At 63.3% G+C, this 24,922-nt stretch carries 24 protein-coding genes, 1 tRNA gene, 1 pseudogene and 1 riboswitch; of the genes and pseudogenes, 13 read left to right on the top strand and 13 right to left on the bottom strand.

All coding sequences use genetic code 11. The annotated features are described in order from the left end of the window. Positions 1-173: 173 nt before the first annotated feature. The 4 genes from WDS16_RS23420 (at position 174) to WDS16_RS23405 (ending at position 5,598) form a co-directional block, all read left to right on the top strand. The gene (locus WDS16_RS23420; protein WP_338888124.1) at positions 174-2,708 is read left to right on the top strand and encodes an alpha/beta fold hydrolase; all 2,535 of its coding nucleotides are present in this window, start codon (positions 174-176) and stop codon (positions 2,706-2,708) included. A 95-nt stretch (positions 2,709-2,803) separates the two neighbouring features. Beyond that, positions 2,804-3,712 carry an alpha/beta fold hydrolase gene (locus tag WDS16_RS23415; protein WP_338888122.1) on the top strand — a complete coding sequence of 303 codons (909 nt, stop codon included), beginning with the start codon at positions 2,804-2,806 and terminating at the stop codon, positions 3,710-3,712. Beyond that, positions 3,709-4,341, top strand: coding sequence for an LON peptidase substrate-binding domain-containing protein (locus WDS16_RS23410; RefSeq protein WP_338888121.1), 633 nt, complete (start codon positions 3,709-3,711; stop codon positions 4,339-4,341). Before WDS16_RS23415 ends, WDS16_RS23410 begins: the two co-directional genes overlap by 4 nt. A gap of 90 nt (positions 4,342-4,431) precedes the next feature. Continuing rightward, positions 4,432-5,598, top strand: a complete 1,167-nt coding sequence (locus WDS16_RS23405) for a glutamate--cysteine ligase (protein WP_338888120.1) — start codon at positions 4,432-4,434, stop codon at positions 5,596-5,598. Positions 5,599-5,669: 71 nt separating this feature from the next. On the opposite strand, the gene WDS16_RS23400 is transcribed toward WDS16_RS23405, so the two are convergent. Further along, positions 5,670-5,746: transfer RNA gene (locus WDS16_RS23400), tRNA-Met, on the bottom strand. 163 nt (positions 5,747-5,909) lie between these two features. On the opposite strand from WDS16_RS23400, the gene WDS16_RS23395 reads away from it, so the two are divergent. Both WDS16_RS23395 and WDS16_RS23390 read left to right on the top strand, forming a co-directional pair. Further along, positions 5,910-6,533 (top strand): ClpP family protease, encoded by a 624-nt coding sequence (locus WDS16_RS23395; RefSeq protein WP_422395856.1) that lies wholly within the window; start codon positions 5,910-5,912, stop codon positions 6,531-6,533. Between the two features lie 2 nt (positions 6,534-6,535). Next, positions 6,536-7,129 carry an ATP-dependent Clp protease proteolytic subunit gene (locus tag WDS16_RS23390; RefSeq protein WP_338893583.1) on the top strand — a complete coding sequence of 198 codons (594 nt, stop codon included), beginning with the start codon at positions 6,536-6,538 and terminating at the stop codon, positions 7,127-7,129. Position 7,130: 1 nt separating this feature from the next. On the opposite strand, the gene WDS16_RS23385 is transcribed toward WDS16_RS23390, so the two are convergent. Both WDS16_RS23385 and WDS16_RS23380 read right to left on the bottom strand, forming a co-directional pair. Then, a complete protein-coding gene (locus WDS16_RS23385) occupies positions 7,131-7,475 on the bottom strand; it encodes a helix-turn-helix domain-containing protein (RefSeq protein WP_422395708.1) in 345 nt (114 codons plus the stop codon). 10 nt (positions 7,476-7,485) lie between these two features. Further along, complete coding sequence (locus WDS16_RS23380; RefSeq protein WP_338888119.1) at positions 7,486-8,085, bottom strand: DUF998 domain-containing protein; 600 nt, start codon at positions 8,083-8,085, stop codon at positions 7,486-7,488. 130 nt (positions 8,086-8,215) lie between these two features. Here WDS16_RS23380 and WDS16_RS23375 point away from each other — a divergent pair, with 130 nt between their 5' ends. Both WDS16_RS23375 and WDS16_RS23370 read left to right on the top strand, forming a co-directional pair. Beyond that, a complete protein-coding gene (locus WDS16_RS23375; RefSeq protein WP_338888118.1) occupies positions 8,216-8,794 on the top strand; it encodes a TetR/AcrR family transcriptional regulator in 579 nt (192 codons plus the stop codon). Beyond that, the gene (locus tag WDS16_RS23370; RefSeq protein WP_338888117.1) at positions 8,791-10,128 is read left to right on the top strand and encodes an ABC1 kinase family protein; all 1,338 of its coding nucleotides are present in this window, start codon (positions 8,791-8,793) and stop codon (positions 10,126-10,128) included. Before WDS16_RS23375 ends, WDS16_RS23370 begins: the two co-directional genes overlap by 4 nt. A gap of 10 nt (positions 10,129-10,138) precedes the next feature. Here WDS16_RS23370 and WDS16_RS23365 read toward each other — a convergent pair. Beyond that, positions 10,139-11,066, bottom strand: a pseudogene (locus WDS16_RS23365) (IS5 family transposase). 122 nt (positions 11,067-11,188) lie between these two features. After that, positions 11,189-12,178, bottom strand: a complete 990-nt coding sequence (locus WDS16_RS23360) for an NADPH:quinone oxidoreductase family protein (RefSeq protein ID WP_338888114.1) — start codon at positions 12,176-12,178, stop codon at positions 11,189-11,191. Positions 12,179-12,291: 113 nt separating this feature from the next. Between WDS16_RS23360 and WDS16_RS23355 the strand changes: the two genes are divergently transcribed. Further along, positions 12,292-13,242 (top strand): amidohydrolase family protein, encoded by a 951-nt coding sequence (locus WDS16_RS23355; RefSeq protein ID WP_338888112.1) that lies wholly within the window; start codon positions 12,292-12,294, stop codon positions 13,240-13,242. On the opposite strand, the gene WDS16_RS23350 is transcribed toward WDS16_RS23355, so the two are convergent. Further along, complete coding sequence (locus WDS16_RS23350) at positions 13,229-14,086, bottom strand: patatin-like phospholipase family protein (protein ID WP_338888110.1); 858 nt, start codon at positions 14,084-14,086, stop codon at positions 13,229-13,231. The genes WDS16_RS23355 and WDS16_RS23350 overlap by 14 nt on opposite strands. 45 nt (positions 14,087-14,131) lie before the next feature. Next, the gene (locus tag WDS16_RS23345; protein ID WP_338888108.1) at positions 14,132-14,968 is read right to left on the bottom strand and encodes a lysophospholipase; all 837 of its coding nucleotides are present in this window, start codon (positions 14,966-14,968) and stop codon (positions 14,132-14,134) included. Positions 14,969-15,119: 151 nt separating this feature from the next. Between WDS16_RS23345 and WDS16_RS23340 the strand changes: the two genes are divergently transcribed. Then, positions 15,120-16,232: an alkane 1-monooxygenase gene (locus WDS16_RS23340; protein ID WP_338888106.1), complete on the top strand. Its 1,113-nt coding sequence runs from the start codon at positions 15,120-15,122 to the stop codon at positions 16,230-16,232. Between the two features lie 128 nt (positions 16,233-16,360). On the opposite strand, the gene WDS16_RS23335 is transcribed toward WDS16_RS23340, so the two are convergent. Next, on the bottom strand, positions 16,361-17,551 hold the full coding sequence (locus WDS16_RS23335) for an ATP-binding protein (protein ID WP_338888104.1): 1,191 nt from the start codon (positions 17,549-17,551) through the stop codon (positions 16,361-16,363). A 293-nt stretch (positions 17,552-17,844) separates the two neighbouring features. On the opposite strand from WDS16_RS23335, the gene WDS16_RS23330 reads away from it, so the two are divergent. Then, positions 17,845-18,321, top strand: a complete 477-nt coding sequence (locus tag WDS16_RS23330; protein ID WP_338888102.1) for an alpha-isopropylmalate synthase regulatory domain-containing protein — start codon at positions 17,845-17,847, stop codon at positions 18,319-18,321. 119 nt (positions 18,322-18,440) lie between these two features. Here the strand turns inward: WDS16_RS23330 and WDS16_RS23325 are convergent, their stop codons facing one another. Continuing rightward, positions 18,441-18,911 (bottom strand): hypothetical protein, encoded by a 471-nt coding sequence (locus WDS16_RS23325; protein ID WP_338888100.1) that lies wholly within the window; start codon positions 18,909-18,911, stop codon positions 18,441-18,443. A gap of 71 nt (positions 18,912-18,982) precedes the next feature. Here WDS16_RS23325 and WDS16_RS23320 point away from each other — a divergent pair, with 71 nt between their 5' ends. After that, positions 18,983-19,876, top strand: a complete 894-nt coding sequence (locus WDS16_RS23320; protein WP_338888098.1) for an alpha/beta fold hydrolase — start codon at positions 18,983-18,985, stop codon at positions 19,874-19,876. Here WDS16_RS23320 and WDS16_RS23315 read toward each other — a convergent pair. Together WDS16_RS23315 and WDS16_RS23310 are read right to left on the bottom strand one after the other, a co-directional pair. Continuing rightward, positions 19,854-21,140 (bottom strand): LLM class flavin-dependent oxidoreductase, encoded by a 1,287-nt coding sequence (locus tag WDS16_RS23315; RefSeq protein WP_338888097.1) that lies wholly within the window; start codon positions 21,138-21,140, stop codon positions 19,854-19,856. The genes WDS16_RS23320 and WDS16_RS23315 overlap by 23 nt on opposite strands. 3 nt (positions 21,141-21,143) lie before the next feature. After that, positions 21,144-21,899, bottom strand: coding sequence for a 3-oxoacyl-ACP reductase (locus tag WDS16_RS23310; protein ID WP_338888096.1), 756 nt, complete (start codon positions 21,897-21,899; stop codon positions 21,144-21,146). Positions 21,900-21,952: 53 nt separating this feature from the next. Beyond that, a riboswitch (TPP riboswitch) is annotated at positions 21,953-22,047 on the bottom strand. A 67-nt stretch (positions 22,048-22,114) separates the two neighbouring features. Between WDS16_RS23310 and WDS16_RS23305 the strand changes: the two genes are divergently transcribed. After that, positions 22,115-22,417, top strand: a complete 303-nt coding sequence (locus WDS16_RS23305; RefSeq protein ID WP_338888094.1) for a hypothetical protein — start codon at positions 22,115-22,117, stop codon at positions 22,415-22,417. Between the two features lie 25 nt (positions 22,418-22,442). On the opposite strand, the gene WDS16_RS23300 is transcribed toward WDS16_RS23305, so the two are convergent. Next, on the bottom strand, positions 22,443-23,735 hold the full coding sequence (locus tag WDS16_RS23300; protein WP_338888093.1) for an alpha-amylase family glycosyl hydrolase: 1,293 nt from the start codon (positions 23,733-23,735) through the stop codon (positions 22,443-22,445). Then, entirely contained in the window at positions 23,732-24,892 is a 1,161-nt protein-coding gene (locus WDS16_RS23295) for an alpha-hydroxy-acid oxidizing protein (protein WP_338888092.1), read from the bottom strand. Before WDS16_RS23295 ends, WDS16_RS23300 begins: the two co-directional genes overlap by 4 nt. Positions 24,893-24,922: the final 30 nt, after the last annotated feature.

Below are 24,922 nucleotides of genomic sequence, written 5' to 3'. Positions count from 1 at the left end.
GTTCACGAGAAGTTGCGCCGAAAAGGACCATGAGGCTACTTTGTTAGGAGTAAAACAGACTTTACGATTGTTTTGGGTCGTGAACACAGGCTTCGTCGCCCATGTTCGTCTCCATTGTTGCGTGAACAAGACGACGGCCTGAGCAGAACGACCGCCCTACGCGAGGAGTGGCCATGTCGCTGCACCGGATCGACGCCCCGGTACATGCGCCCCTCGCCCCCTTGTGCAGACCCGATCCCCGCGACACCCTGCTCGACCGGCTGTGCGAAGTCGCGCACTCGGTGCCCGACGCGATCGCTATCGACAGTGGCGAAGGCACCGTCACATTCGACGAACTACTGCACCGGACATATGCATCGGCACGGAAAATTGCGGATCTGACGTCGAACGATCTCCGACCGATCGCCGTCGACGCCGCCTGCACCATCGACTCCATCACCCTGATGCTTGCAGTGATGGCGTCCGGCCACTCCCTAGTGCCGCTCGATACGAACCTGCCCGAGAATCGATCGGCGAGCATCGCCAAGGCGGCATCGGCGCTGCGACTCACAAGATCGGACCTCGTCGACGCCCAGGATTCCGCGGTGCCGCTGCCCGCATTCGCCGGCGGCCGAACGGCGTTGATCGCGTTCACCTCCGGATCCACCGGCACGGCCAAAGGGGTACTTCTCAGCCATCGAATGTGCCTGACCAAGGCCTACGAAGTAAGTTCGGCACTCGGGCTCACCAACCGAGACCGCGTAGGGAACGCACTCCCGGTCAGTTTCGGTGCCGGCCTCAACACGCTGTTCGCCGGGCTCCTGAGCGGAGCGTCGGTGTATTGCACGGACCCTCGAAGCACACAATCGACGGCATTGACCGAGTGGATCGAGCGCTCTGCGCTGACGACACTGCACTGCTCTCCGTCGCTCGTGCGTAGCTTCACGACCGGGGCCGAACCGATCTCGTCGCTACCCGATGACGCGGTCCCCTCGCTCCGGCTGGTGACCACGTACGGAGAGGCGTTGCACTCGAAGGACGTCATCGCGTTCCGCAGCGCACTCGGTACCGACGCATCCTTCGTCAATTGGTATGCGACGACCGAAGCCGGTGCCGTCGCCTTCGACGTGTACAGCGCCGGTCGGCCGCTTCCTCCGGGGTATCTGCCTGCAGGGAGGCAGCCGAGAGGCAAGACCGTCGACATCGTCGGGCCGGACGGAACCCCGGTATCGCCGGGCGCCATCGGTGAGATCCGGGTATCGGCCTCCGTGCTCGCCGACGGCTACCTCGGGCTCGACGATCTGACTCGATCCCGTTTCTTCTCGGACCGAGTTCAGCACCACTACCGGACGGGTGACCTCGGTCGAGTCGATGCGGACGGAGTCCTTCATCTGGCCGGCCGCGTCGACGAGGCGATCAAGGTGCGTGGCTATCTCGTCGAACCTGCTGAAGTCGAGGGCTTCGTGCGCTCGCTCCCGGGAATCACGGATGTGGCCGTCACCGCATGCGTTCACGAGGGCAGTTCCGAACTCGCCGCGTACTTCGTCGGAAGCAGTCATACCGATGCAGAGGTTCGTAGCGCACTCAGGGAGAACTTTCCGGAGTGGATGGTTCCCATGTTCGTCGTCGAACTGGACTCCATTCCCCGCAACGAGCGAGGAAAGGTCACTCGGGACGCGCTTCCCTCGCCCCTCTCACGCCCGACGCCACCACATCATGCCGCTGTCGGCGCGACGGAACGTTGGGTGGCGTCGGTCGTATCGACGCAGATCGACACAGATCGAATAGGACGCGACGACGACTTCTCCGAGCTCGGTGCCACGTCGTTGTCCATGGTCAATATCCTGATCGCCGTCAACGACATGATGCACGTCCAGTTGAGCCCGTCCGATCTCGGTACTGCCATGACCGTGCGGACACTCGCGGAGCTGATCGACCGGAAGCTGAGCGAATCCGAAACGGTCACCAAGAACGACGGCAGCACCGTGCTCGTCCGCTTGAACAAGACCGGCGGACACCCAGCTCTGTTCGTCGTGACCGGAGCCGGAGTACCCGCCCTCGGCCTTGTGCCGCTGGCCCGACGGATGAGCGGCGATCGGGCGGTCTACGCACTGCAACCGCGGGGGCTGGACGGCACGGCGATACCCGACCGCACTGTGCGGGGCGCAGCACGTCGATACGTTCGCGAGATCAAGTCGGTGCAGCCCGAAGGCCCGTACATCGTTGCCGGGCATTCGATCGGTGGATGGACGGCGCTGGAGGTAGCGCGGTTGCTGGCCGATGCCGGTGATGTCGTCGAGCAGGTTGTCCTGCTGGACCCTCTGTTGCTTCGCGACATCCTCGATCATTTCCCCGGTAGTGCGGGCCTACCGCATGCGGCCCCACTCTTCGTCCGACCCGCGAACATCCCGATACGCGACCGAATCCGCTACCGCATTCGACTCGCACGGGCAGGTCTCACACAGGAATCGACGACCGAGCGGTGGTTGACGTTCGCGCTGGTGGCGTCGAAGGCGATGAGTCGGCACCGCCCGAAGCCGTGGGCGGGCGCCGCCACGGTGGTCGTATCCGACGACAACGTCTCGGACCCGGCGTCCTGGGCGGCGGTGGTGACCGGTCCGCTGACGCTGGTGCACGTGCGCAGTTCCCACAACGAGTTCGTTCGCGAACCCGCAGTCGGCTCGGTGGCGGAGGCCATCGAGAACGCTGTGGGCTCTCCGATCCATTGATGTGAGGTGCAGTCCGCACCACATCTACTGTTCTTCGACACCTCGACCCGCGTAGGTTGGGCGACGAGAGTGTCGACGAGCAGCAAGGAGGCACGATGATCAACCACACGTCACCGTACGAGCTCGAATCCGTCGAGCTTCACATGGACATCCTGAGATACGTCGACGTCGGCGACGGTCCGCCCGTCGTACTCGTCCACGGGTTACTCGGCTCGCACGAGTCATGGGCAGGGCAGATCGAGCGGCTGTCTGCGAAGTATCGGGTTATCGCACCTGACCTCTTCGGTCACGGAATCTCGGACAAACCGTCCGGCGATTACTCACTCAGCTCGCACTCGGCAACCATCCGAGACCTGCTCGATCACCTGGACATCGCATCCACGCCGATGGTCGGTCATTCGCTCGGCGGCGGAATCGTCATGCAGGCGGTGTACCTGTTCCCCGAGCGAGTGGAGCGGTTGGCGCTCGTCAGCAGCGGCGGTCTCGGGCGCGAGGTTTCGCTGTTGCTCAAGGCCGCGACGCTGCCCGGCAGCGAGCTGGTGCTTCCGCTTCTCGCGTCCGATTGGGTACGCAAGAACACCGAAACCGCCATTGGGCAGCTCGGCAAGTGGGGTCTACCGGTGCGTCCCGGCAAGAGCATGGAAGAAACCTGGCGTTCCTTCAAGACAGTGGCAGACAAGGGCTCACGCGAAGCCTTCCTCGCGTCGACCCGCGCAGTCGTGGGCCCCCGAGGCCAAACCGTGAGCGCGAAGCAGCATTTCGAGAAGTTCGATACGATCCCTTCACTGCTGGTCTGGGGCGGCAAGGACCGCATGATTCCAGCGTCGCACGCCGACAACATTCGACGTGAAGTGCCGAACTCCCGCGTCGAGATCTTCCCCAGCGCAGGGCATTTTCCGCAGTTGGACGAGCCTGATCTGTTCTTCCGGATTCTCGACGAGTTCTTGCAGTCGAGCGCTGTTATCGACAAGCCGACACGGGCGGCAGCGTCGGACCCGACATGACCGTGCTACCCATGTTTCCGCTCGGCAGCGTACTGCTGCCGGGCGAAGCTCTTCCACTGCACATCTTCGAGCCTCGCTATCAGGAACTTCTACGTGACTGCCTGGCAACGTCCGACCCCAGCTTCGGCGTCGTATTGATTGCGCGCGGCCACGAGGCAGGTGGCGGCGACGTCCGTCACGACGTCGCCACGCGCGCCCACATCGTTGCGCACCGGGACATCGGCGACGGCCGTTTCCTCGTGGAATGTGTAGGCGGAGAACGTATCAGAGTCGATGCGTGGCTCGAAGACGATCCGTATCCCCGAGCCGACGTGCGACCCTGGCCCGATAGTCCCGAGGATTCGGTCGCCGAGTCCGAATTCACCGATCTGGAGAACAAGATCACGGGCCTGTACCAGCTGATCGCGAAACTTGCGGCAGCCGAAGGGTCCATCCCTCCCGACCAGCCCGAGTTCTCGGAACTGCCGGCCGGACCCGGCGAGCGACTATTCACCCTCGCGGCGCAGGTGCCGATGGGCCAGTCCGACCGCCAGGACGTGTTGGAGGCTCTCGGCGCCCCTGACCGCCTGCAGGTGCTGACGGACGCGATCGAGAGCGTCAGCGACATCGTCAAGTTTCGGTTGCAGTAGCAGGTGGGGAGTCGGCCCGACTGGCCACCGGAAGTTTGATTCTACGTCGGTCGGCTATTCGATGTGTCCCAGCACGAGGAAGGTCGGGCAATGAGATCGACGTCTATTGCTGCACAAAGAACGAGCGGACCCGACTACTCCGAATGTCTAGGGGACACGGGATACCCCACCGTGGGAGTCGAGGAGGAATTCCTGCTCGTCGACCACACCACCAGCAATCCGGTGATGAACAACGGCGAGGTGATCCGGCGCGCTGCGAATGCAGGGTTGAAGCTGGAATCGGAACTGACGCCCTGCCAAGTCGAGACGACCACCCCCGTACTCGACACCGCCGAGCAGCTGAAAGACAGCCTGACCGGACTGCGAGCCACCGCAGCCCAGGCTGCCCATGACAGCGGTGCGCGGCTGCTTGCTGTGGGTGTCCAGCCAGTCGCGGCGGGTGAACATCCGATCACCGATACCGGTAGGTATCGCCGGATCGCCGCGAACTTTCGGCACATCGCCGACGAACAAGCAATCTGTGGGTGCCACGTTCACGTCGCCGTCCCCGATCGCGCTACGGCAGTGCAGGTGTGCAACCATCTGCGTCCCTGGCTTCCGACGCTGTTGGCCATCAGCGCGAATTCCCCGATCAGCGGCGGTGTGGACACCGGATATGCGAGCTGGCGGTCGATCATGTGGTCTCGCTGGCCCAGTGCCGGACCGCCCCCATTTCTGGAATCGGTCGAGCACTACGGCAGTGTGCTGGCGTCGATGCTCGACTGCGGCGCGATCATCGACGAAGGCCAGATCTATTGGGATGCAAGGCCTTCTGTTCGCTATCCCACAGTGGAAGTTCGGGTGTGCGATGTCCCGTCCACGGTGGGGGAGTCCGTTGTTCTCGCGACTTTGATTCGGGCGCTGGTGATGACCGCGTTGGCCGCCATCGATCGTGGCGATGACGCCTCGCCGATCTCCGACGGCGCTCTCCGTGTGGCGTACTGGCGGGCGGCGCGCGACGGCATCAGCGACCGATTGGTCGATCCCAGCTTTGCAACTACAGTCTCCGCCGAGCACGGTGTCGAGCTCCTACTCCGTCATGTGGCGGAGGCCCTCGATGCGCTCGATGGGGACCGCAAGGTCGAGAAGTCGCTGCGCTGTCTGTTCCGGCGCGGCAACGGGGCAATTCGGCAGCGGCGGGTGCACGCGGCAGGCGGCGGGGTCGACACCTTGGTGTCGTTTCTCGCGGACACCACGGTCCGGACCGAGGACCCGTAATCGTCCATTGAAGCAAAGCTGACCCAAATGAAAAAGCCAACGCCCGAGGGCGCTGGCTTTTCACTTCATAGTGGTAGCGGGGACAGGATTTGAACCTGCGACCTCTGGGTTATGAGCCCAGCGAGCTACCGAGCTGCTCCACCCCGCGTCGGGTGTTCCACAACAGTACATGCACCGGCGCCGATCCTCCCAATCGCCTGGTCATCCGCGTTATGCCCAGGGCGATCTCTGCCGGCAGCAGAGAATCCTTCCTCCCGAGCGGGCGCTACCGAAAGCTGGTGAGCGAACCACCGACGAAGGGAACCATGACGATGAACATGAACATGACCGAGCGGGAATCCGCCACCGTGACGCCGTTCGACGACCAACTGGCCTCGAGATTGCTGGATCAACGCATCGTGGTGCTCGGCGCCGCTGTCGACGATGCGATCGCCAACAGGGTATGCGCGCAACTTCTGTTGCTGTCCGCCTCCGATCCCCGTCGAGACATCAGCCTCTACATCAATTCTCCCGGTGGATCGATCAGTGCCGGACTGGCAATACTCGACACCATGCGACTCATCCCCAACGATGTCAGCACTCTCGCAATGGGATTCGCGGCCAGCATGGGTCAATTCCTGTTGACCGCCGGAACCAAAGGCAAAAGGTTCAGCCTTCCGCACGCCCGAATCATGATGCACCAGCCATCGGCAGGGATCCGTGGAACCGCTGTGGACATCGAAATTCAAGCACAGAACCTCGAATACACGAAGGCGTTGATGCACAGGCTCAATGCCGAACATTCCGGGCACGACGTGGATACCGTCACCGCCGACAGCGAACGGGATCGTTGGTTCACCGCCGACCAGGCACGCGACTACGGGCTCATCGATCAGACGGTCACCGCTCTCGACGACATCCGACCGTCGGCGCCCAACCGCACAGTTGGGCTGTGACCGTGAGCCAATACACAATCCCTACCGTCGTCGAACGTACACACAGCGGTGAGCGGGCCTTCGACATCTACAGTCGGCTGCTGTCGGAACGAGTGATCTTCCTCGGTACCGAGATCGACGACGGCGTCGCCAATGTCGTTATCGCGCAACTCTTCCACCTCGAATCCGACAATCCCGATGCGGACATCAGCCTCTACATCAACTCCCCCGGTGGTTCGTTCACAGCAATGACCGCCATCTACGACACCATGGAATACATCAAACCGGACGTCTCCACATTCTGCGTCGGGCAGGCGGCATCGGCCGCGGGAGTCTTGATGGCGTCGGGAGCACCAGGAAAGCGAATCATGCTGAACCACGCCCGAATTCTGCTTCATCAACCGTCGGGCGGAGGAGAGGGAACGATCTCCGATCTCGCGCTTCAACGTGACGAGATCGTCCGAGTCCGCGCGGAGATGGAGACAATTCTCGCGCAGCACACGGGGCAGAAGCCGGAGGTACTGCGGCGAGACACCGACCGCGACAAGATCTATTCGGCCACCGAGGCCGTCGACTACGGCCTCGCCGACCTGATCGCTACCAACCGGAACCAGTGAGTCAGGCAGCCAGCATGACTACCGGGGACGGCCCACGTGAGACTCGCCGGCGTGAATCCGCTCCGGCGAGTTCACGCCCGGTGAGCATCAACAACTTCGACGGCGCGATCTCGAGCGCTCCGCACAATGCCGAGAGAACCTCGGACGACGCTTCCTTGCGGCCGCGTTCGATCTCGGACAGATACGGCATCGACACCCGGGCCTGCGACGAGACGTCGTCGAGCGTCCTGCCCTGCTCCTGACGGATCCGACGCAGCACCCGTCCCATTCCGTCGCGGACGAGGGGCTCACGGGCCGGGGCCGGACGCAATGGAATGACTGTCGCTTCTGCTCGCTCCTCGGCCATGCCGTCCAGGCTAGAAGGACCGAAGTCGGGGCGCCGGCCGAACCGCCGTGTTTCTGCTGTCAGCAGAAACACGACGCCTTCCGATAGCCAATGCCGTCAACAGCTCCCAGGCTACGAACGTATAGATCGAGGCTCGTTCGACGGCTCCCACCGGCCCGATTCCGGCTATCAGCAGAACCGATGCCAGAAATCCGACGACGCCCAGGGCCAGACTTCCACCGGAAAACCACCGTGGACAAGCACGCACACCGGTTCCGACGACGACGGCAATGACATTTCCTGCTCCGATCGCCAGGACCGCCCCCACGACGTGCGCGCTGCCGTCACCGGAATGCACGCTAGCAACCAGGACGCTGCCCGCCGAGTACCCGATCACTGCTGCGAGATAGACCCACCGCCGCGCCGCAAGCAGGTGCGCCGAACAGAAGCCCGCGACCAATACCGATACCGCGGACACACAGAACGCGATGTTCATCAGGACGTGCCAGTCCGAGACGGCAGGTACGCCGAGTTCGCTGACGGTGTCGTACACCGGGCGGTACCCGTCGACATTGCCGCGGTAACCACCTCTGCCAGCAGATACTGCACTGCGGCCAACCCGAAGAGCCACCCTGCCAGGCGGGTACGTCTTGTGTCGATCGTGTGCTCCTGACGGGGTCGATGTCAGCCGGTTGTACCGATAGGTACAGTCGAAGCCGTTCACCCGCAACGGCGCGGAGGGGCGACCTCGAGGAGTAACAGTGTCACGAGCAACTACCGACCGGCGCGATGTGGTGCCGGTTCTGGCGGGCGTCTTCGGCGATCACGGCTGGAACGGTTCGTCACTGTCGGTCATCAGTAGCAGGACCGGTCTCGGCAAAGGCAGCCTCTACCATTACTTCCCTCGCGGAAAAACTGAGATGGCAGAGGCAGTTCTCGACGACGTCGAGGCGTGGTTCCAGGTCAACGTCTTCACGCCACTGCAGGCGGCTACGGACGCCCGCGCCCGCTCTTCCGACATGTTTGCGCAGACACTGAAGTACTTCCAGTCGGGCCGCCGCGTGTGCCTGTTCGGCGCGTTCTCGCTCGGCGTGGAACGGGCTCTCTTCGGCACCCGAGTCGCCAAGTACTTCACCGATTGGATCGACGCACTGACACCGGTCCTGCGGCAGCTCGGTCACGGTGACGACTCCCGAGGGCTTGCAGAGGAAATCGTCGCAGGCATCCAAGGCGCACTCGTACTAGCGCGCGCATCGGACGACGGCCGCAGCTTCGAACGCGTGTTGAGTCGGCTGGAAAGCGCGGCCCTCGGCGCAGGCACACCCGGGGTGGCCCGATGAGCGAGAAGCCGATTCCACCGCTGCGCAAGTTCGGCGTTCGAGAATTTCTTCGCCTCATCGTCATCGGCGCCGTTCTGGTGCTGTACCAGTTTCGCGCACTCGGACGGTGGATCGTTCATCCCAGACGCGGCTGGCCGATTCATGCATCGGAGAGTGTGGTCGACGCGTTCTTCGCGCTCGGCCCGACGTTCGTCAAGGTCGGGCAGTTGATGGGCTCCTCACCCGGATTGTTCCCGAAAGTCCTTGCCGACACCTGTCTTCGATGTCTCGACGAAGTCCCGTCGTTCCCCGGGGCGCAGGCCCGAGCCATCATCGAAGCTGATCTGGGCCGCAGCACCGATGAGTTGTTCCAGCGCTTCGACGACACCGCACTGTCCTCGGCATCTGTTGCGCAAGTGCACCTGTGCGTTCTGCACGACGGTCGCGAAGCTGTCATGAAAGTCCAGCGACGCGGCATCTACCACCGCATGAAGATCGATCTGCGAATCGCCTACATCTTCGCGCGTGCGCTCGAGAAGTACATCGGATTCTTCGCAACCGCCAACGCGTCCGCCATCATCATCGATCTGCACGCCGCGACGTTCGCCGAACTCGACAGTGTCGTCGAGGCGCGTCGCCAAGCGTCGTTCCGTGCTGCGATATCCGCATTCGGTGACAACGAGTTCGTCACGGCCCCCGAGATCATCGACGAGTACTGCGGCAACCGAGTCATCTGCATGGAACGGATGCACGGGTCCCCGCTCGATCAGTGCACGCTGGGCGACACATCCGAGCTGGTGGTACGCCGGGCAGCGAAGGTCTGGATGGAAGCGCTTGTCCTGCATGGTCTTTTCCACGGCGATGTGCACGCCGGCAACGTATGGGTGCTCGACGACGGGCGGGTGGCGTTCCTCGATTTCGGCGTGATGGGCGAGCTCGACGAACAGTGGCGCTCACTTCTGCAGGACCTGTTCCATGCCACGGTGATCGACGGAGACTTCACCCGCCTGGCAGGCAGCGTCAAGCGCCTCGGCATCGTGTCCGAGGACGTCGGCACCGACGCCGAGGTCGGCATGATTCTGCAAGCTGTCTTCGCGCCGATGCTGTCGGACACGTTGGCGCACTTCAGTCTGACCGACTTCATCAAAGCGCTCGTCGGCATGGGCAAGCAGTACCGCACGTCGAGCCCCGAGGAGCTCATTCTCGTCGGCAAGCAGCTGGGATACTTCGAACGGTATGCGATCGAGCTGGCCCCGAACTGGGCGCTGGGGACCGATCCGTTCGTGTTCAAGAACGTCTTTCCCGCCGAGGTCGCGGCCCTGTCTCAAGCCCGTGGGGTGCCACTGCCCGACTAGAGCGTGTCTCTTAAATTGGGTCCGTTTTCGTTTTCATCGCCGGGCGGTGGTTGTGGTTGCGGGAGTGCAGAACTGCCGCGCACAGGACAACGCCCCCGAGGAATGTCATGGCGTACTTGTCATATCGAGTGGCCACACCACGCCACTGTTTGAGCCGCCCGAAGCCACGCTCGACGGTGTTGCGGTGCTTGTACATCGTCGGATCGAAACCCGGTGGACGACCACCGGCGGACCCCTTGTCGGCCCGTCGCTGCTTCTGGTCGCTGCGCTCGGGAATGGTGTGTTTGATCTTGCGGCGACGCAGTTCGGTGCGGGTACTGGGATGGGTGTACGCCTTGTCGGCGAGCAATCGGTAGTCCTGGTCCCCACCGGCAGCTCGGTGGGCATCGAGCAACGGCACCAACTGTGGATTGTCCCCGGCTTGCCCACCGGTCAGCAGCATCGTCACCGGCGAGCACGTCAGGTCGGTCAGTGCATGGATCTTCGTGGTGAATCCTCCGCGAGATCGACCCAGCGCGTGGTCAGCGGGTTCGTCGACGGATTTCTTGTAATTCGACAAGGCCCCCTGTGAGAGTGTCGGCTCGCGCACCGGCCGCATGCTGATGCGCCCGGACGCTGGTCGAGTCGATCGAGAGCACCGCCCCGATATCGCCGTCGAGTTCTTCCGGGTCGAGACCGAACACCTCGGCCACCGCGGCAAGCATCTCGTCGTAGGTGCCATCGAAGGACCATCGGTGGTGGCGTTTCCACACCGTCTGCCACGGACCGAAGTCCTCCGGCAGATCTCGCCACGGACACCCGGTACGGAATCGGTATGCGATGCCCTCCAGAATTCGCCGGTGCTCGGCGAACCGCCGCCCACGTTTTCCCACGTCGGTGGGTATCACTGGCTCGACGATCTCCCAGAACTCGTCACTGATCACTCCCACGCGCGTCATCGAAATATCATCGCTGACAGCACCTCTCAAATTTGGGAGACACGCTCTAGTGGCACGGTTGAGTGTCCTCTGGTGCACTCAACCGCGCCACTGGCGGCGGAGCCGCTGAACTGCTGCGCAGTTCAGGCGAGTTGCAGGACCACTTTCCCTGCAGCAGTGCGATTTTCGAGTGAAGCAATCGCCTCGCCCGCCTTGTCCAGCGGGGACACGGACGGCTCTGGGGCGCTGAGTTTTCCGGACGCCAGCAACGGTTCCAGCTCCGCCCACTGAGTGGCGAGGTAGCCGGGGCGCGTCATCCACCACGCACCCCATCCGACACCCACGACGTCGACATTGTTGAGCAGAAGCCGGTTGACCTTCACTGTGGGAATCTCGCCGCCCGTGAAGCCGAGGACGAGAATGCGTCCCGACGGCGCCAAACTCCTGATGCTGTCGGTGAATCTGTCACCTCCGACCGGATCTACGACGATATCGACGCCCTTCCCATCCGTCAGTTCCTTGACAGCGTCCTTCCACCCTCGGCCGTTCTCGTCCTCGACGAGCACGACATCCGTGGCGCCTGCCACCTTCGCCGTCTCGGCCTTTTCGGCCGTGCTGACGACCGCGATGACGCGCGATGCACCCAGAACCGGAGCTAGACGCAAGGCCGAGGTCCCGATGCCTCCTGCAGCGCCGTGCACCAGAACCGTCTCGCCCTCGGCAAGCCGTCCGCGCTGCCGAAGAGCGAAGTGGACCGTCAAGTCGTTGAACAGCAATCCAGCGCCTGCGGTGAGTGACACCGAATCGGGCAACGCGAACACAGTGTCGGGCGAAACGACAACGACCTCGGCCATACCGTCGGACAACCCCGTCAGAGCCGCGACGCGGTCGCCCGCGGCAAAGCCCGAGTCTTCGGGCGCAGACCGGACGACTCCCGCGATCTCACTACCGGGAACGAACGGCAGATCGGGCTTGTATTGGTACAGCCCCCTCGTCAACAGGGCGTCGGGGAAAGCCACGCCCGCCGCATGCACATCGATGACCACCGCATTCTCGCGGGCGGTGGGTTCGTCGACGTCGACGATACGTACCGCTTCCGGTCCGTCGAGACTCGTGATGTGTACCGCGCGCATGTACTGCCCTCTCGTCGTCCGTCAATTCTGTGACCCACGGTACAACCGGTCGCCTCCGGTATACCGTCGACACCGCCACCACCTGCGCGATCCGTCTGTGCTCCAATCGATGAATGAACACGCCACTGACAGTCGGGCCACCGCCGAGCGAGACAGGTCAGGTCCGGGCGTTCTGGGAGGATCTGGGCCTGCCCGGGATCTTCGACGTGCACACCCACTTCATGCCCAAGAACGTCATGGACAAAGTCTGGTCGTACTTCGACTCGGCAGGCAAGCACACCGACCCGGTCACTCCGCAGGCTCCGCTCCTGCCAACGGGAATGGCATGGCCGATCACCTACCGCGAAGACGAAGACGTACGACTGGCCACGTTGCGCGAGTTCGGGGTACGGGGCTTCACGTCGATGATCTACCCACACAAGCCCGACATGGCTGCGTGGCTCAATTCCTGGGGAGCCGACTTCGGGCGGCGGACACCCGATTGCGTGCAGACAGCGACGTTCTATCCTGAGAGCTCGGCCGGCAGCTACGTCGCCGACGCGATCGCGGGCGGGGCTCGAATCTTCAAGTCGCACATTCAGGTCGGCAACTATTCCCCGAACGACCCGCTGCTCGATCCGGTCTGGGACGCGCTCCAGGACGCTGCGATACCGGTGGTCATCCACTGCGGATCCGGCCCGTCACCTGGCTCGTTCACCGGCCCGGAACCGATTGCCGCGCTGCTGCGAAGGTTCCCTCGACTTCCGCTGATCATCGCACACATGGGCATGCCCGAGTACGTCGAGTTTCTCGAATTGGCCGAAGGATACGAGCACGTTCGACTCGACACCACGATGGCGTTCACCGACTTTTCGGAAGCGTCCTGGCCGTTCCCGGTCTCCGCGATGCCACGCCTCCGAGATCTGCAGGGGCGCATACTGTTCGGCAGCGACTTCCCCAACATTCCGTACTCGTATGTCGACGCACTGCGCGCCGTCGCGCGGCTCGATCTCGGTGACGACTGGATTCGAGATGTCTGCTACCGCAACGGTGCTGCGCTGTTCGGGCCGATCAAGCTACCGTGAACTGCTTGATCGCATCGGCTGCACGCTGCCCCTGTCGGAAGCCCGCCTCCGCGGCGGCGGCCCTGACGGCCAAGTCGGTGAGATCCGGCCCTATCGCAGCCAGCGCTTCGGCGTCCGGACGGATGACCTCGACGGCCGAGCCCCGCGCGGACAGATGCGCCCGCTCGGCCTCGAGCGGATCGAGACCGGGCTCGAACACTCCGACCTGCAGGACGAGAACTCTCGCGAAACCGACCGCGAGATCTGCATTCTCGCCCGAGCGGACACCACCGTCGACGTAGCGGTGAACCCCGACGGTCACCGGAGGCCACATGCCCGGAATAGCGCAGCTCGCGGCAACAGCGTCGACGAGACGCACTCCCGAGTCACGATCCAGAACTCGGTGACGCCCTGATTCGGCGTCGACTGCAACGACGCGCAAGTCGCGGTCGGGCCATTCGTGCGCCGGCAGCCTGCGCTTGATAGCTGCTCGTCGCTCGGCCTCGGGAGGCGTCGCAGCCGCAAGCGCCACTTTTCCCACTTCGCGTGCAAACTTCTGCCGATCACCGGCCGCGCGCTCGGTCGCCCGGTCGAGAAGTTCGTTGAGCTCGTCGATCGACACGTCGGGGCGCGGCTCGTCGATCTGCAACTCAGGATCCACCTGGCGCGCGTACAGCTCGCTCAGCGCAGCGCCGCTGGTCACCTGCGCGGCTACGGTCGAACCTGCCGACGTCCCCAACAACATGTCGGACCAAGCAGGTGCGGTCACGTCGACGCCGGATTCGGCCAGACCGTGCAGCACACCGGTCTGCCACGCGATTCCCGCAACCCCACCGCCACCCAGAACAAGTGCTGTGCGCGCCATCTTCCAACCCCCTCGTCAGCTTGCCCCGGGTGAGAACCTACTAGGTCACCGCAGACGCGGCGACAGCCACGCGATCAGGTCACCGAGAACCTTTTCCTGTTCCGGCTCGTTGAAGACCTCGTGGTACAACCCGTCGTAGACATCGATCGTGAGATCCGTCGAACCGGCCCTCTCGGCAATCATCCGACTACCCGACACATCGGCGAGCCGGTCCTCGCTGCCGTGTTGAAGCAGAACGGGGAGTGTAAGCGATGGGAGACGCGCCGGATAGCTCTCCATGGCTCCGACGAGTTGGCTCGCCAGTCCGGCGGGCACTTTGCCGTGGTGAACCAGCGGATCGGAGTCGTAGGCTGCCACGACCGCCGGATCACGGGAAACATCGGCCGACGCGAGCGACTGAACCGGAACACCCGGCGCGATGCGACCCAGAATCTTGCCGATGGGGATGAGAATTTTCGGCGTGCCGTCACCGAGGACCACCGCCGGACCGGACAACATCAACCCGTCCAACTCGGCCTGGTACTCGAGCGCGTACGACAGGGCGATCGCACCACCCATACTGTGCCCGAGCAAGAAGTTCTTGGTGTCCGGATGAGTGGCACGCGCAATACGGAACAGTTCGTGCAGGTCGAGGACATAGTCGGACCAGCTCTTCAGCTCCAACCTTTTACCACCCGATCGGCCGTGCCCCCGGTGGTCCAGCGCGTAGACCACCAGCCCGAGCTTGCCCAGCTCGGCGATGACGTGGTCGTAGCGTCGGGCATGTTCGCCGAGGCCGTGAGACAGGACGAGGAGTCCGGTGACCGGCGCGTCAGGCGTCCATACGTCGTACACGATGCGGGTGCCGCGCCGCCCGGTGAACTCCGACTTGGTTCTGCGCACTGGTGTTGCTCCTCACATGGACATGGGTAGGTCCATCCGATCATGACCTGGAGCCGAAGGCCAGGGTGGGAGGTTGGAGCGAAATTACTGTTATCGTTAGTAAAGGTAAAGTGTTGACGGTTGCTCTGCTGAGAGGGGGTACTCACCTCTCATGAGCGAACAGACGTCAGTCACCCCGGCGTGGCGGGACCCGAAGCGCTACCTCTGGCCGCTCGGCCTTGTCATACCGCTGAGCCCGTTCATGGCGTGGGGTCTGGTCTCGTGGCTCGGCCCCGGTGCGTTCTGGTTGCTCGGCCTGATCATCATGGGCATCGCGATCCCGCTCGTGGACGCCTTCACCGGAGTGGATCGGACCAATCCGCCGCACGAGGCTACCGAGGCACTCGAGAACGACCGCTACTACCGCTGGTGCCTGTACCTGTTGATTCCACTGCAGTACGCCGGGCTCGCGACCGCGTGCTATCTCTGGGCGCACGGTCCGCTCGGCGTGCCGGAGCGACTCGGGCTGGCCGTGACGGTCGGCATCGTCGGCGGCGTCGGCATCAACGCAGCACACGAACTCGGGCACAAGCGTGAGAATGTCGAGCGTTGGTTGTCCAAAATCACGCTGGCCCAGTCGTTCTACGGCCACTTCTACGTAGAACATAATCACGGTCACCACGTGCGAGTGGCAACCCCTGAGGATCCGGCATCCGCGCGGTACGGCGAGAGCTACTGGAAATTCTTACCGCGCAGCATCCTCGGTGGAATCCGATCGGCGTGGGAACTGGAGCAGCGGCGACTGCAACGCATCGGGGCAACCAAGTGGTCGGCGCACAATCACCTGTTCAACGCTGCAGCGATCTCGTTGGTCGTGTTCGCCGTGCTCGTCGCGGCTTTCGGGTGGATTGTGGCGCCCTACCTGGTGATACAAGCCGTCATAGCCGTGATCCTCTTCGAGGCCGCGAACTATCTCGAGCACTACGGTCTGCTGCGGCAGAAGAGGCCGAACGGGCGATACGAGCGGACCGACCACACACACAGTTGGAACAGCGACCACCTGTGGAGCAATCTCTTTCTGTACCACCTTCAACGGCACAGCGACCACCATGCAAACCCGGTTCGGCGGTATCAATCGCTGCGGACTCTCGAAGAATCCCCCCAGCTACCGGCCGGGTACGCAGTGATGATCTTCTGCGCACTCATTCCGCCCCTCTGGCGAAAAGTGATGAACCAGCGGCTGATCGACTACTACGGCGGCGACATGTCGCGGGTCAATCAGTAGCGGCGGCGTGGTCTGCGGCTCCGCCGCAGTAACAAAGCGGCTCCGCCGCAGTGGCATGGTTGAGTGCACCCCGATGCACTTAACCATGCCACTGGAGCGGAGCGACCTCGGCCACTGGAGCGGAGGGACTATTCGTCCGTCTGCGCGCGCAGATACCGCCCGAAGTGGGGCACCGTGAAAGCAATCGTTCCCCGCTCTGCGGAGTAGATGAGCCCCTTCTTGATCAAGCCGTCGCGCGCCGGTGACAGCGAGGCCGGCTTGCGGCCCAGTTCCGTTGCTACCGCAGACGTCGGCACGGACGCCTCGTCCCCCGACAGATCTGCCATGGCACGCATGTATTCGCGCTCGGCAGGCGTCGCACGCTCGTAGCGGGACCCGAAGAAGCCGACGGCCAGTTCCTCCTCCGCGGTGGGCGCGGCGACTCGAACATCCTCGGCGGTGATCGGCGACTCCGCTGCCAGATCCCACGTCGCCTTTCCGTAGGCCTGCACGAAATACGGGTATCCGTCGGCAGATTCGTACAGAGCGTCGAGCGCCTCGGTCGTGTATTCGACGTCTTCCCGGTCGGCGGGCGCGATCAGCGCAAGGTCCGCAGCCGCCCGTTCCAGCCTTCCGATGCGGTGATAGCTGAACAGCCGCTCCGAGTAGCTTTTCGACGCGGACAGCACGGCGGGTAGGTGCGGAAGACCCGCACCGACGATGATCAGCGGTGCGGTGTCCTGGCTCAGCTCATGACACGCAGCGCACAGCGCGGAGATGTCCGCCGGCCCCAGATCCTGCATCTCGTCGATGAAGATCGCAATGCCGACACCGACGTCCCCGGCAAGCGACGAGGCGTCGAGAAGCAGTTCCACCAGATCGATCTCGATGTCACCGGAGTCCGCACGGCCGGTCTTCGCCGGAACATCTATCCCCGGTTGCCAGCGTTCCCTCATGCCCTTGTCCGCCGAGGCGCGCAGCGCGAATGCCTTGAGCACTCCGAGGAACTCGTCGACACGTTCCGGATCCCGATGCGAGGCAGCGATACCTCGAACCGCCATGTGCAGCGCCGACGACAGTGGTCGTCGCAGTTCCTGATCGGGTCTCGCCTCGATCTTTCCGGTTCCCCAACCGCGCGCAACGGCGGCGGATCGCAGGTGGTTGAGCAGCACCGTCTTCCCGACGCCTCGCAGCCCCGTCAGAACGACGCTGCGTTCAGGTCGACCTCGGGTGATGCGTTCGAGGACGACATCGAAGGCGTCCAGCTGCTTCTTTCGACCTGCGAGCTCGGGTGGGCGCTGACCTGCGCCGGGAGCGTAAGGGTTACGCACGGGGTCCATGGGGCCAAAGTAACAACAGTGATAGCAAATTATGCGGACATCTAGCTCGTGTCCTAGAGAGCCTTATGAACGGCTATCGTCTCTGTTGCGCAATCTCAGGCACTCTATGGCAAAGGCTAGATACATGTAGAGAGCCCAATGCTTGCATCCCGGAGCCGGCTGCGGCTACATTGGCGTGCGTGAAGCGCATTCTCGTAGTACGCCGCCGTAGCGGGGTCTAATTCGGACCGACCCCTCGCTGCGGGTCGTCGTGCTCCCTCGGTCCTTCCTTCACATCCGGAAAGACCACCATCATGAACGCTCTCACGTCTCCCACCTCGAACGATTCCTTCGCCGCTCGTTTCAGCGCTCCACTCCCGCGCGATCTGCGGAAGCACGCCGAAGGCATGAGCTGGACCCACTTCACGCAACAGTTCGCTGCAGCATCAGGACCCATCCGCCTCGGAAGCTGGGATTCGAGCACCGCGCGGGGTGGCCGGACATCCTTCGCAGCCACCTTTGGAATCGGCGATTCGATCCACTCTGCGACCGCAACTACATACGGCCCGATCGACGCGCTGACCTCGATGCTCTACGACGCCGGCCTTCATCTCGAGATCATCTCGTTCCACCAGCAGACCGTTCACTCGGCCGAGCACAGAGATCGAACCGCGACCTTCGTCCTCGCCGAGTTCGATGGCCGTCAGCGCTGGTCGATGGCAATCGAATCCGGTGCCACCGACTCGTCGATCCGCGCGATCATCGGCGCTGCGAACATGCTGCACGGCTGACCATCGGGCCTTCTATCCATATCTACGCCTTCTGCTAGATGTGGATAGAAGGGCGCATATGCGCTTGCTACGTCTATCTATAGCTCTCTTTGCTGCATGCTAGATTCCAGTAGAAATCTCTACGGCATCTCCATCGTCTGCGCACGCCGAATCTCGGCAACCGCGCGCAGGATATACCCGTCTGCGGCCGCACTACGTCTGACCAGCAGATCCGCGAGGATCAGCACAGCGTGCTCCGCGCCCGGACTCGGACGCTTCTCGTCCGTGTCCGAGACCCCGAGCGCGCCCGTCAGCACCTCGACGAAGCCGTGTACGTCGAGATCGGGATACCACTCGACAGCCGACCGAACGGCGCTGGAGAGCGCAACCTGCACGTCCTCACCCGTCAGCCCGTCGGGATGCAGTTCCTCCAACAGCGACCTGACCATCTCGGCATGGATGGCCGCGACCTGCACGTGGTCCTCGGAGGACAGCTTCTCGATTGCTTCAGCGAACGCGTCCTTCGCCTTGGCTCGCGCGGAGCCGATCGCGTCGTCGGTTGCGCCGGCGATGGCACGCACTGTCGGTGGCCACTCGGGCGTTGGAATCACGCGTCGATTCTCGCAGGCGGTTCTGACAGTTCGTGTACATGTAACCCTTGTTCATACTAAAGTCGACAAGCATGAACACAGTCGCGGAACGAACGACCGTCGTCAACGAGGGCATGCGATTGGCCGTGTTCGAGACGGGCAACCCCGACGGTGACACGATCGTGCTGGTCCACGGCTGGCCCGATACCCACGAATTGTGGAGCCACATCGTGCCACTACTTGCCGACAAGTTTCGCGTCATCACCTACGACTCCCGCGGTGCGGGGGACAGCACCGTGCCGCAGGAGCGCGCGGCGTATCGCCTGAGCAGCCTGGCCTCCGACTTCTACGCGGTTGTCGACGCCGTCAGCCCTGGCCGAGCGGTGCACGTCCTTGCGCACGACTGGGGCGCCGTCGAAGTATGGGAAGCCGCAGCCGAGCCGCGCGCGACCGATCGAATCGCGTCGTACACATCCATTTCGGGACCGAATCTCGATCACCTCGCCATGTGGTCGCGTGCACGACTGACCAAGCCGTCGTGGACCGGACTGAAGCAGGTGTTCGCGCAGCTTCGTGCATCCTGGTACACGGTGACGTTCCACATTCCCGGCCTGTCGACGCTGCGAATCAAGCGCCAGTTCGCCAAGGGATGGCCCGCGTTTCTGCAGGAGTTCTCGAACGTCGACCCTGCACTCGTGACACAGAACCCGACACTGTTCTCCGACGCAACCAACGGGACGAACCTCTATCGCGCCAACTTGATTCCGCGAATGCTGAAACCCAGGGAACGCTATGTCGATGTCCCGGTGCAGTTGATCATCAACACCGAGGACGTGGCGGTGCGCCCCTTCCACTACGACGACACACACCGCTGGGTGAAGAATCTGACTCGCAACGACATCCCAGCAGGGCACTGGTCGCCGATCTCGCATGCGTCCGAGATCGCAGCCTTGACGGACGAGTTCATCGAGTCCCTCCCTCGGTGAGGCGATCCCGCAACGTCCCAGGCGCATAGTCATGCCGAAACAGCCCGCGAGACTGCAGAATCGGGACAACCTGATCGACAAAGTCCTCCAAGCCCGCGGGATACAGTGGAGGCATCAGATTGAAGCCGTCGGCGGCACCGCCGCTGACCCAGGCTTCCATCTCGTCCGCGATCGATTCGGGAGTGCCGATCATCGTCGCATGTCCGCCGCCTGCAGCAAGGGTGCCGAGAAGCTCACGCACGGTTGGCTTGTCCTTGGCGACGATGCGCAGAATGGTCTCGTAGCGTCCGTGCGGACCCGTGAACTCCTCGACCGGCGGGAGAGTGGGAACTGGCGCGTCCAATTCCCACTCTCGACAATCCTGTTCGACGTACATGCCCAGCTGACGCAATGACTGCTCGACAGGCAGCAATGCATCGAGTTCGGCCTTCTTCGCGTGTGCTTCGGTCATGGTCGACCCGATATACGTGACGAGGCCAGGCATGATGCCCACCGAATTTCCATCGCGGCCGGCCTTGTGGATTCGCGACTTCACGTCGGCGTAATAGCCTGCCCCCGAATCGATATCGTAGGCAACAGCGTAAATCGCCTCGGCGTAACGCGCCGCGAGATCCCGGCCCTCGCCCGACGCACCGGCCTGGAACAGCACCGGCCGTCCCTGGGGTGAGCGAGGGACCGTCAACGGGCCATCGACTCGAAAGTACTTGCCCACGTGATCGATCGAATGCACGCCGTCGGGGTCCGCGTACTGACCATCACGATCGAGCTTGAGGGCGTCGCCGTCCCAGCTGTCCCACAGCGCAAGTGCAACCTCGACGAACTCCTCGGCACGGGCGTAACGCTCAGCGCGAGCCGGTATCTCGGTGAACCCGTGATTGCGGGCTTCGGCGTCGAACATGGAGGTGACGACGTTCCACCCCGCACGCCCGCCGCTGATGTGATCGAGGGAGGCGAGGAGGCGGGCAGCATGGAACGGCGTGTAGAAGGTGGTGGACACCGTCGTGACCAGTCCAATGTGCGATGTCGCCCGCGCCATCGCCGTCAGCGCGGTGATGGGCTCGAGGAACCAGGTGCCCGCTCCTGCCGGATCACGCACCGAATGCCCGTCGGCGAAGAAGACTGCGTCGAGCTTCCCTCGCTCCGCGGTCCGCGCGAGCTCCTCGTAGTAGCCGATATCGCCGAGATCCTCCACACGAGAGCTCGAATGGCGCCACGCGGCACTGTGGTGGCCGCAGCCGAACAGAAATGCGTTGAGATGCAGCATCGTTCAGTCCTTGACCAGTCCGCCGTCCACCACGAGATTCTGTCCGGTCACCGACCTCGACCACGGTGAGGCAAAGAACAGCAGCGCGTCGGCGAATTCTGCGGGCGTCACCACTCGCTGCAGTGGAGTCGACGCAGCAATCAAGTCGAACACCGCCTCGGGCGTCGCCGCGCTGGCGTCCGTCGTACGAAGCAATCCACCGGAGACCATGTTGACGGTGATGCCGTCGACACCGAGATCGGCTGCGAGCGTGCGGGTCAGGGACAGCAGGGCTGCTTTCGACGCCGTGTAGTCATGGTACGGCACCACCGGGTTCTGAAAGAGATTGGTTCCGACGTTGATGATTCGACCGAAACCCGCTGTCCGCATTCCGGGCAACGCGCGCTGGGTTGTCGTCAACGCTCCACGAACAGTTCCCTGGAACTGTGCATCGAACTGCTCCCACGAGATGGAGTCGGCCTTGCTTCGGGCGTCGCCGTTGAACGAAAAGTCGGCGAGGGCGTTGTTGACGACGGTAGTGACCGTGGTTCCGAAGTGCTGCTCGGCGGCGGTGAAGAGCGCGTCCATCTCTTCGGCAACGGTGATGTCCGCTTGCACGGCCAAGCCGCCGATCTCTGCAGCGAGCTGCTCGGCCGACACCGCGCTGGCGCGATAGTTCACGACAACGCGAGCCCCCTGGTGCGCGAATGCTCGGGCGATCGAGGTGCCGAGCCCTCGTCCCGCTCCGGTGACCAACACGGTCTGCTCGTCGAAATTCATGTGCTTCCTCTCGCTCGCTGGTCGACATGCGGCGGCGGAGAAGACAATGCACCCCGTGCGGATGCAGACATCCCTACGCTGGTGTTGACCAGATCAGGTTCGACGGGTGTGATCTCAGCCGCTCGGTGCGGCACCCCGTGTCGCCGACGAGTGTACCTCTCGGGCTTTGTTGCTGTATCTAGCGCTGGCAGTAGAGATGAATATAGGCTCCTACGATGCGCGAACGAGAGTACGTCGAGTACTGGTTGGACGAGAACGTCGTGCTCGTCCTCGACAACCGCGTCGTCGAGATCTTCGATTCGACACAGCAGACAGTCTCGGGCCGACCCCGCTGGCACGTTTCGCACATCGGAGTCGACGCGAAGCCGCGGGGCGGCGGGCTACGAGTGAAGATCGGTGCACGCCTGCCCGATGACTCGATGTCCTACCTCAGTGGTCAAGCGGTGTTCGATGTCCCGGAGGACAAAGTCCCGCACGTGTTGGCGTTCTTCGACCGCGCGAAGCTCGCCAGAGGCTGACCGAAGATTCGGCTTTCCGGGGCAGCTACTTCGTACCGAAGACAGCCCACCCGTGTGCCGGGACCGAGCTCCACCCCGAATGTTCGGATGCGTCCCCGGCCACGACGTCACCGGATACGCGATAGTCGACCGCCTCGTTCCCGAGGTTGAGGGCGACGTACAGCACGTTGTCGGCGTCGTACGCTCGGTAGAGCATGGCTGTGTTGGTCAGCTCGAGAGTCTCGGTTCGTGCGTGATGCAGCCATGGATTGCGCCTGCGTAGACCGATCAGCTGCTGATGCAAGTGGAAGATCGGCCACCCTGCCGGATCGAGTTGTTCCTTCGCCATGGGGAATTCGGGACGAACATCGTCGTCGCCACCGACGCGCTCCTCCTTGACACCATGGAATCCCTGCTCGTCGCCGTAGTAGATCATCGGCGTTCCGCCGGTCGTGAACAGCACGACGAGGGCGTGCGCGAGGTGCCGCTCGTCGGTGATCGTGCTTGCGATTCGGTTCACGTCGTGGTTGCCGACGAACGTCGCCGGGACGAACGTGTCCATCCAGTCGTTGTGGCGGCCCAGCGCATGAGAAAGCTCGAAGAAGTTTTCCTCGACGATGCCGCTCCACGTCGCCTTCCACAGTTCGTACTGGGTCACCGAATCCAGTGAACTCGACGTCACGATCGCGGCGTAGTCGCCGTGTATCACCTCGCCGAGGAAGTATGCGTTCGGGTGCTTTTCCCGTACGCGGGGGATCACCGCGCTCCAGAACTTCGGCGGCACAGCGTATGCCGCGTCCAACCGCCAACCGTCGGCGCCGCGGCTCAGCCAGTGATCCATGACGTCGGCGACGTAGTCCTGCACCTCGACGTTGTCATGATCGAAGGCGACGAGCTCATCGTGGCCCTCGAAGTTACGATGCTTCGGCTCGCCCGACGACCGATCGATCTGGAACCACGACCCGGCGCCGTCGCGCAGTTCCTGCTGAAATTTCGGAAACCCCTGTCCCACATGGTTGAAGACGCCGTCGAGCATCACCTTCAGACCGCGACCGTGGGCCGCCTCGATGAGAGTATCGAAGTCCGCCTCGGTACCGAGCCTGGAATCGATGCGGAGATGGTCGATGGTATCGTACCCGTGCCCTTCCGAGGCGAAGATCGGGCCGAGGGCGATGCCCGATGCTCCGAGTTCGATTGCGTAGTCGAGCCATTCGACAACCTTGAGGAGACGGTGCTCGTCGGCCATGGACTCCCCGTCCCAGTCACGCACCGGTGCGCCTGCGAAACCGAGCGGGTAGACGTGCCACCAAATCGCATGGTCGACCCATGACGGACTCATGCGTGAACCACCGAATCACGGCCGAGCTCGGCGGCGCCGGTATGCCCGGAAAGACTTGTGACAAGATCGAATTCGGCCAGAATACAGCGCAGCACATGCTCGACACCGGCCTGTCCACCGAGGGCGAGTCCGTACAGGAACGGCCGACCGAGCAGCACCGCATCGGCACCGAGCGCGAGAGCCTTCGCCATGTCGGCGCCGGTTCTCACACCGGAGTCGAACAGGACCGTCATCTGTTCGCCCACCGCGTCCACGATCTCGGGCAGCGCATCCAACGAAGCACGAGCACCGTCGATCTGACGACCACCATGGTTCGATACGACGATCCCGTCGACACCGTGATCGAGAGCAAGACGTGCATCGCCGACGGTGCAGATGCCCTTCAGCACGATCGGGCCGTCCCAATTCTCGCGAAGGAAAGCCAGCTGCGACCAGTTCAACCCGGGGTTCGGGAACATCTGAGCCCAGTGCATTGCAGCAGCAACGGGATTGGCTTCGACGGACTGTTCGAGGCCGGCTTGGAATGCCGGGTCGGTCAGATAGTTTTCGATGCCCAGATTGGACAGGAACGGGAGGTAACCGCGGTCGAGATCCGCCGGACGCCACCCGAGCAGCGTCGTGTCCAGCGTGAGGACGAGAGTGGTGAATCCCGAGTTCTTCGCGCGTCCCAGGAAGCTCAACAGCACGGATTCGTCGGTAGGCCAGTACAACTGGTACCACCGGGGCGCATCGCCGCCGCCTTCGGCGATCTCCTCGAACGAGTGCGAGGCCTGCGTCGAATGAACGTACGGCACACCGAGAGCGGCCGCAGCCCTGACGGTGGCGAGCTCGCCGTCCGGATGCGCCAGCGTCTGGATTCCGACGGGCGCGATCAGCAACGGCGCAGCCGATTCGGTGCCGAGGATCGTGCACGAATGATCACGTTCGGCGGAGCTCCTCATCATTCGCGGCGCAATCCGCCAAGCGTCGAACGCATCCCGGTTGGCGCGCGCCGTCGAACCGCTGCCGGCGCTGGCGACGATGTATCCCAGTGCCTCGGGAGACAACGACTCCGCAGCCTCCGCTTCGAGCTCAGCGAGGTTGGTGGTGATCTGCGGCCTTTGATCGGTGAACATGCCCTGCGCATAGATGCCGATCTGGTGGTCGCTGAAGTTCATGCCCTCCACCGTAGCGGGAGCCCGACCGTC

Source organism: Rhodococcus sovatensis (genome assembly GCF_037327425.1).
GTDB classification, from domain to species: Bacteria; Actinomycetota; Actinomycetes; order Mycobacteriales; family Mycobacteriaceae; genus Rhodococcoides; species Rhodococcoides sovatense.
Note: the sequence above shows the minus strand (reverse complement) of the source record. Positions and strands in the feature narration are given on the sequence as shown.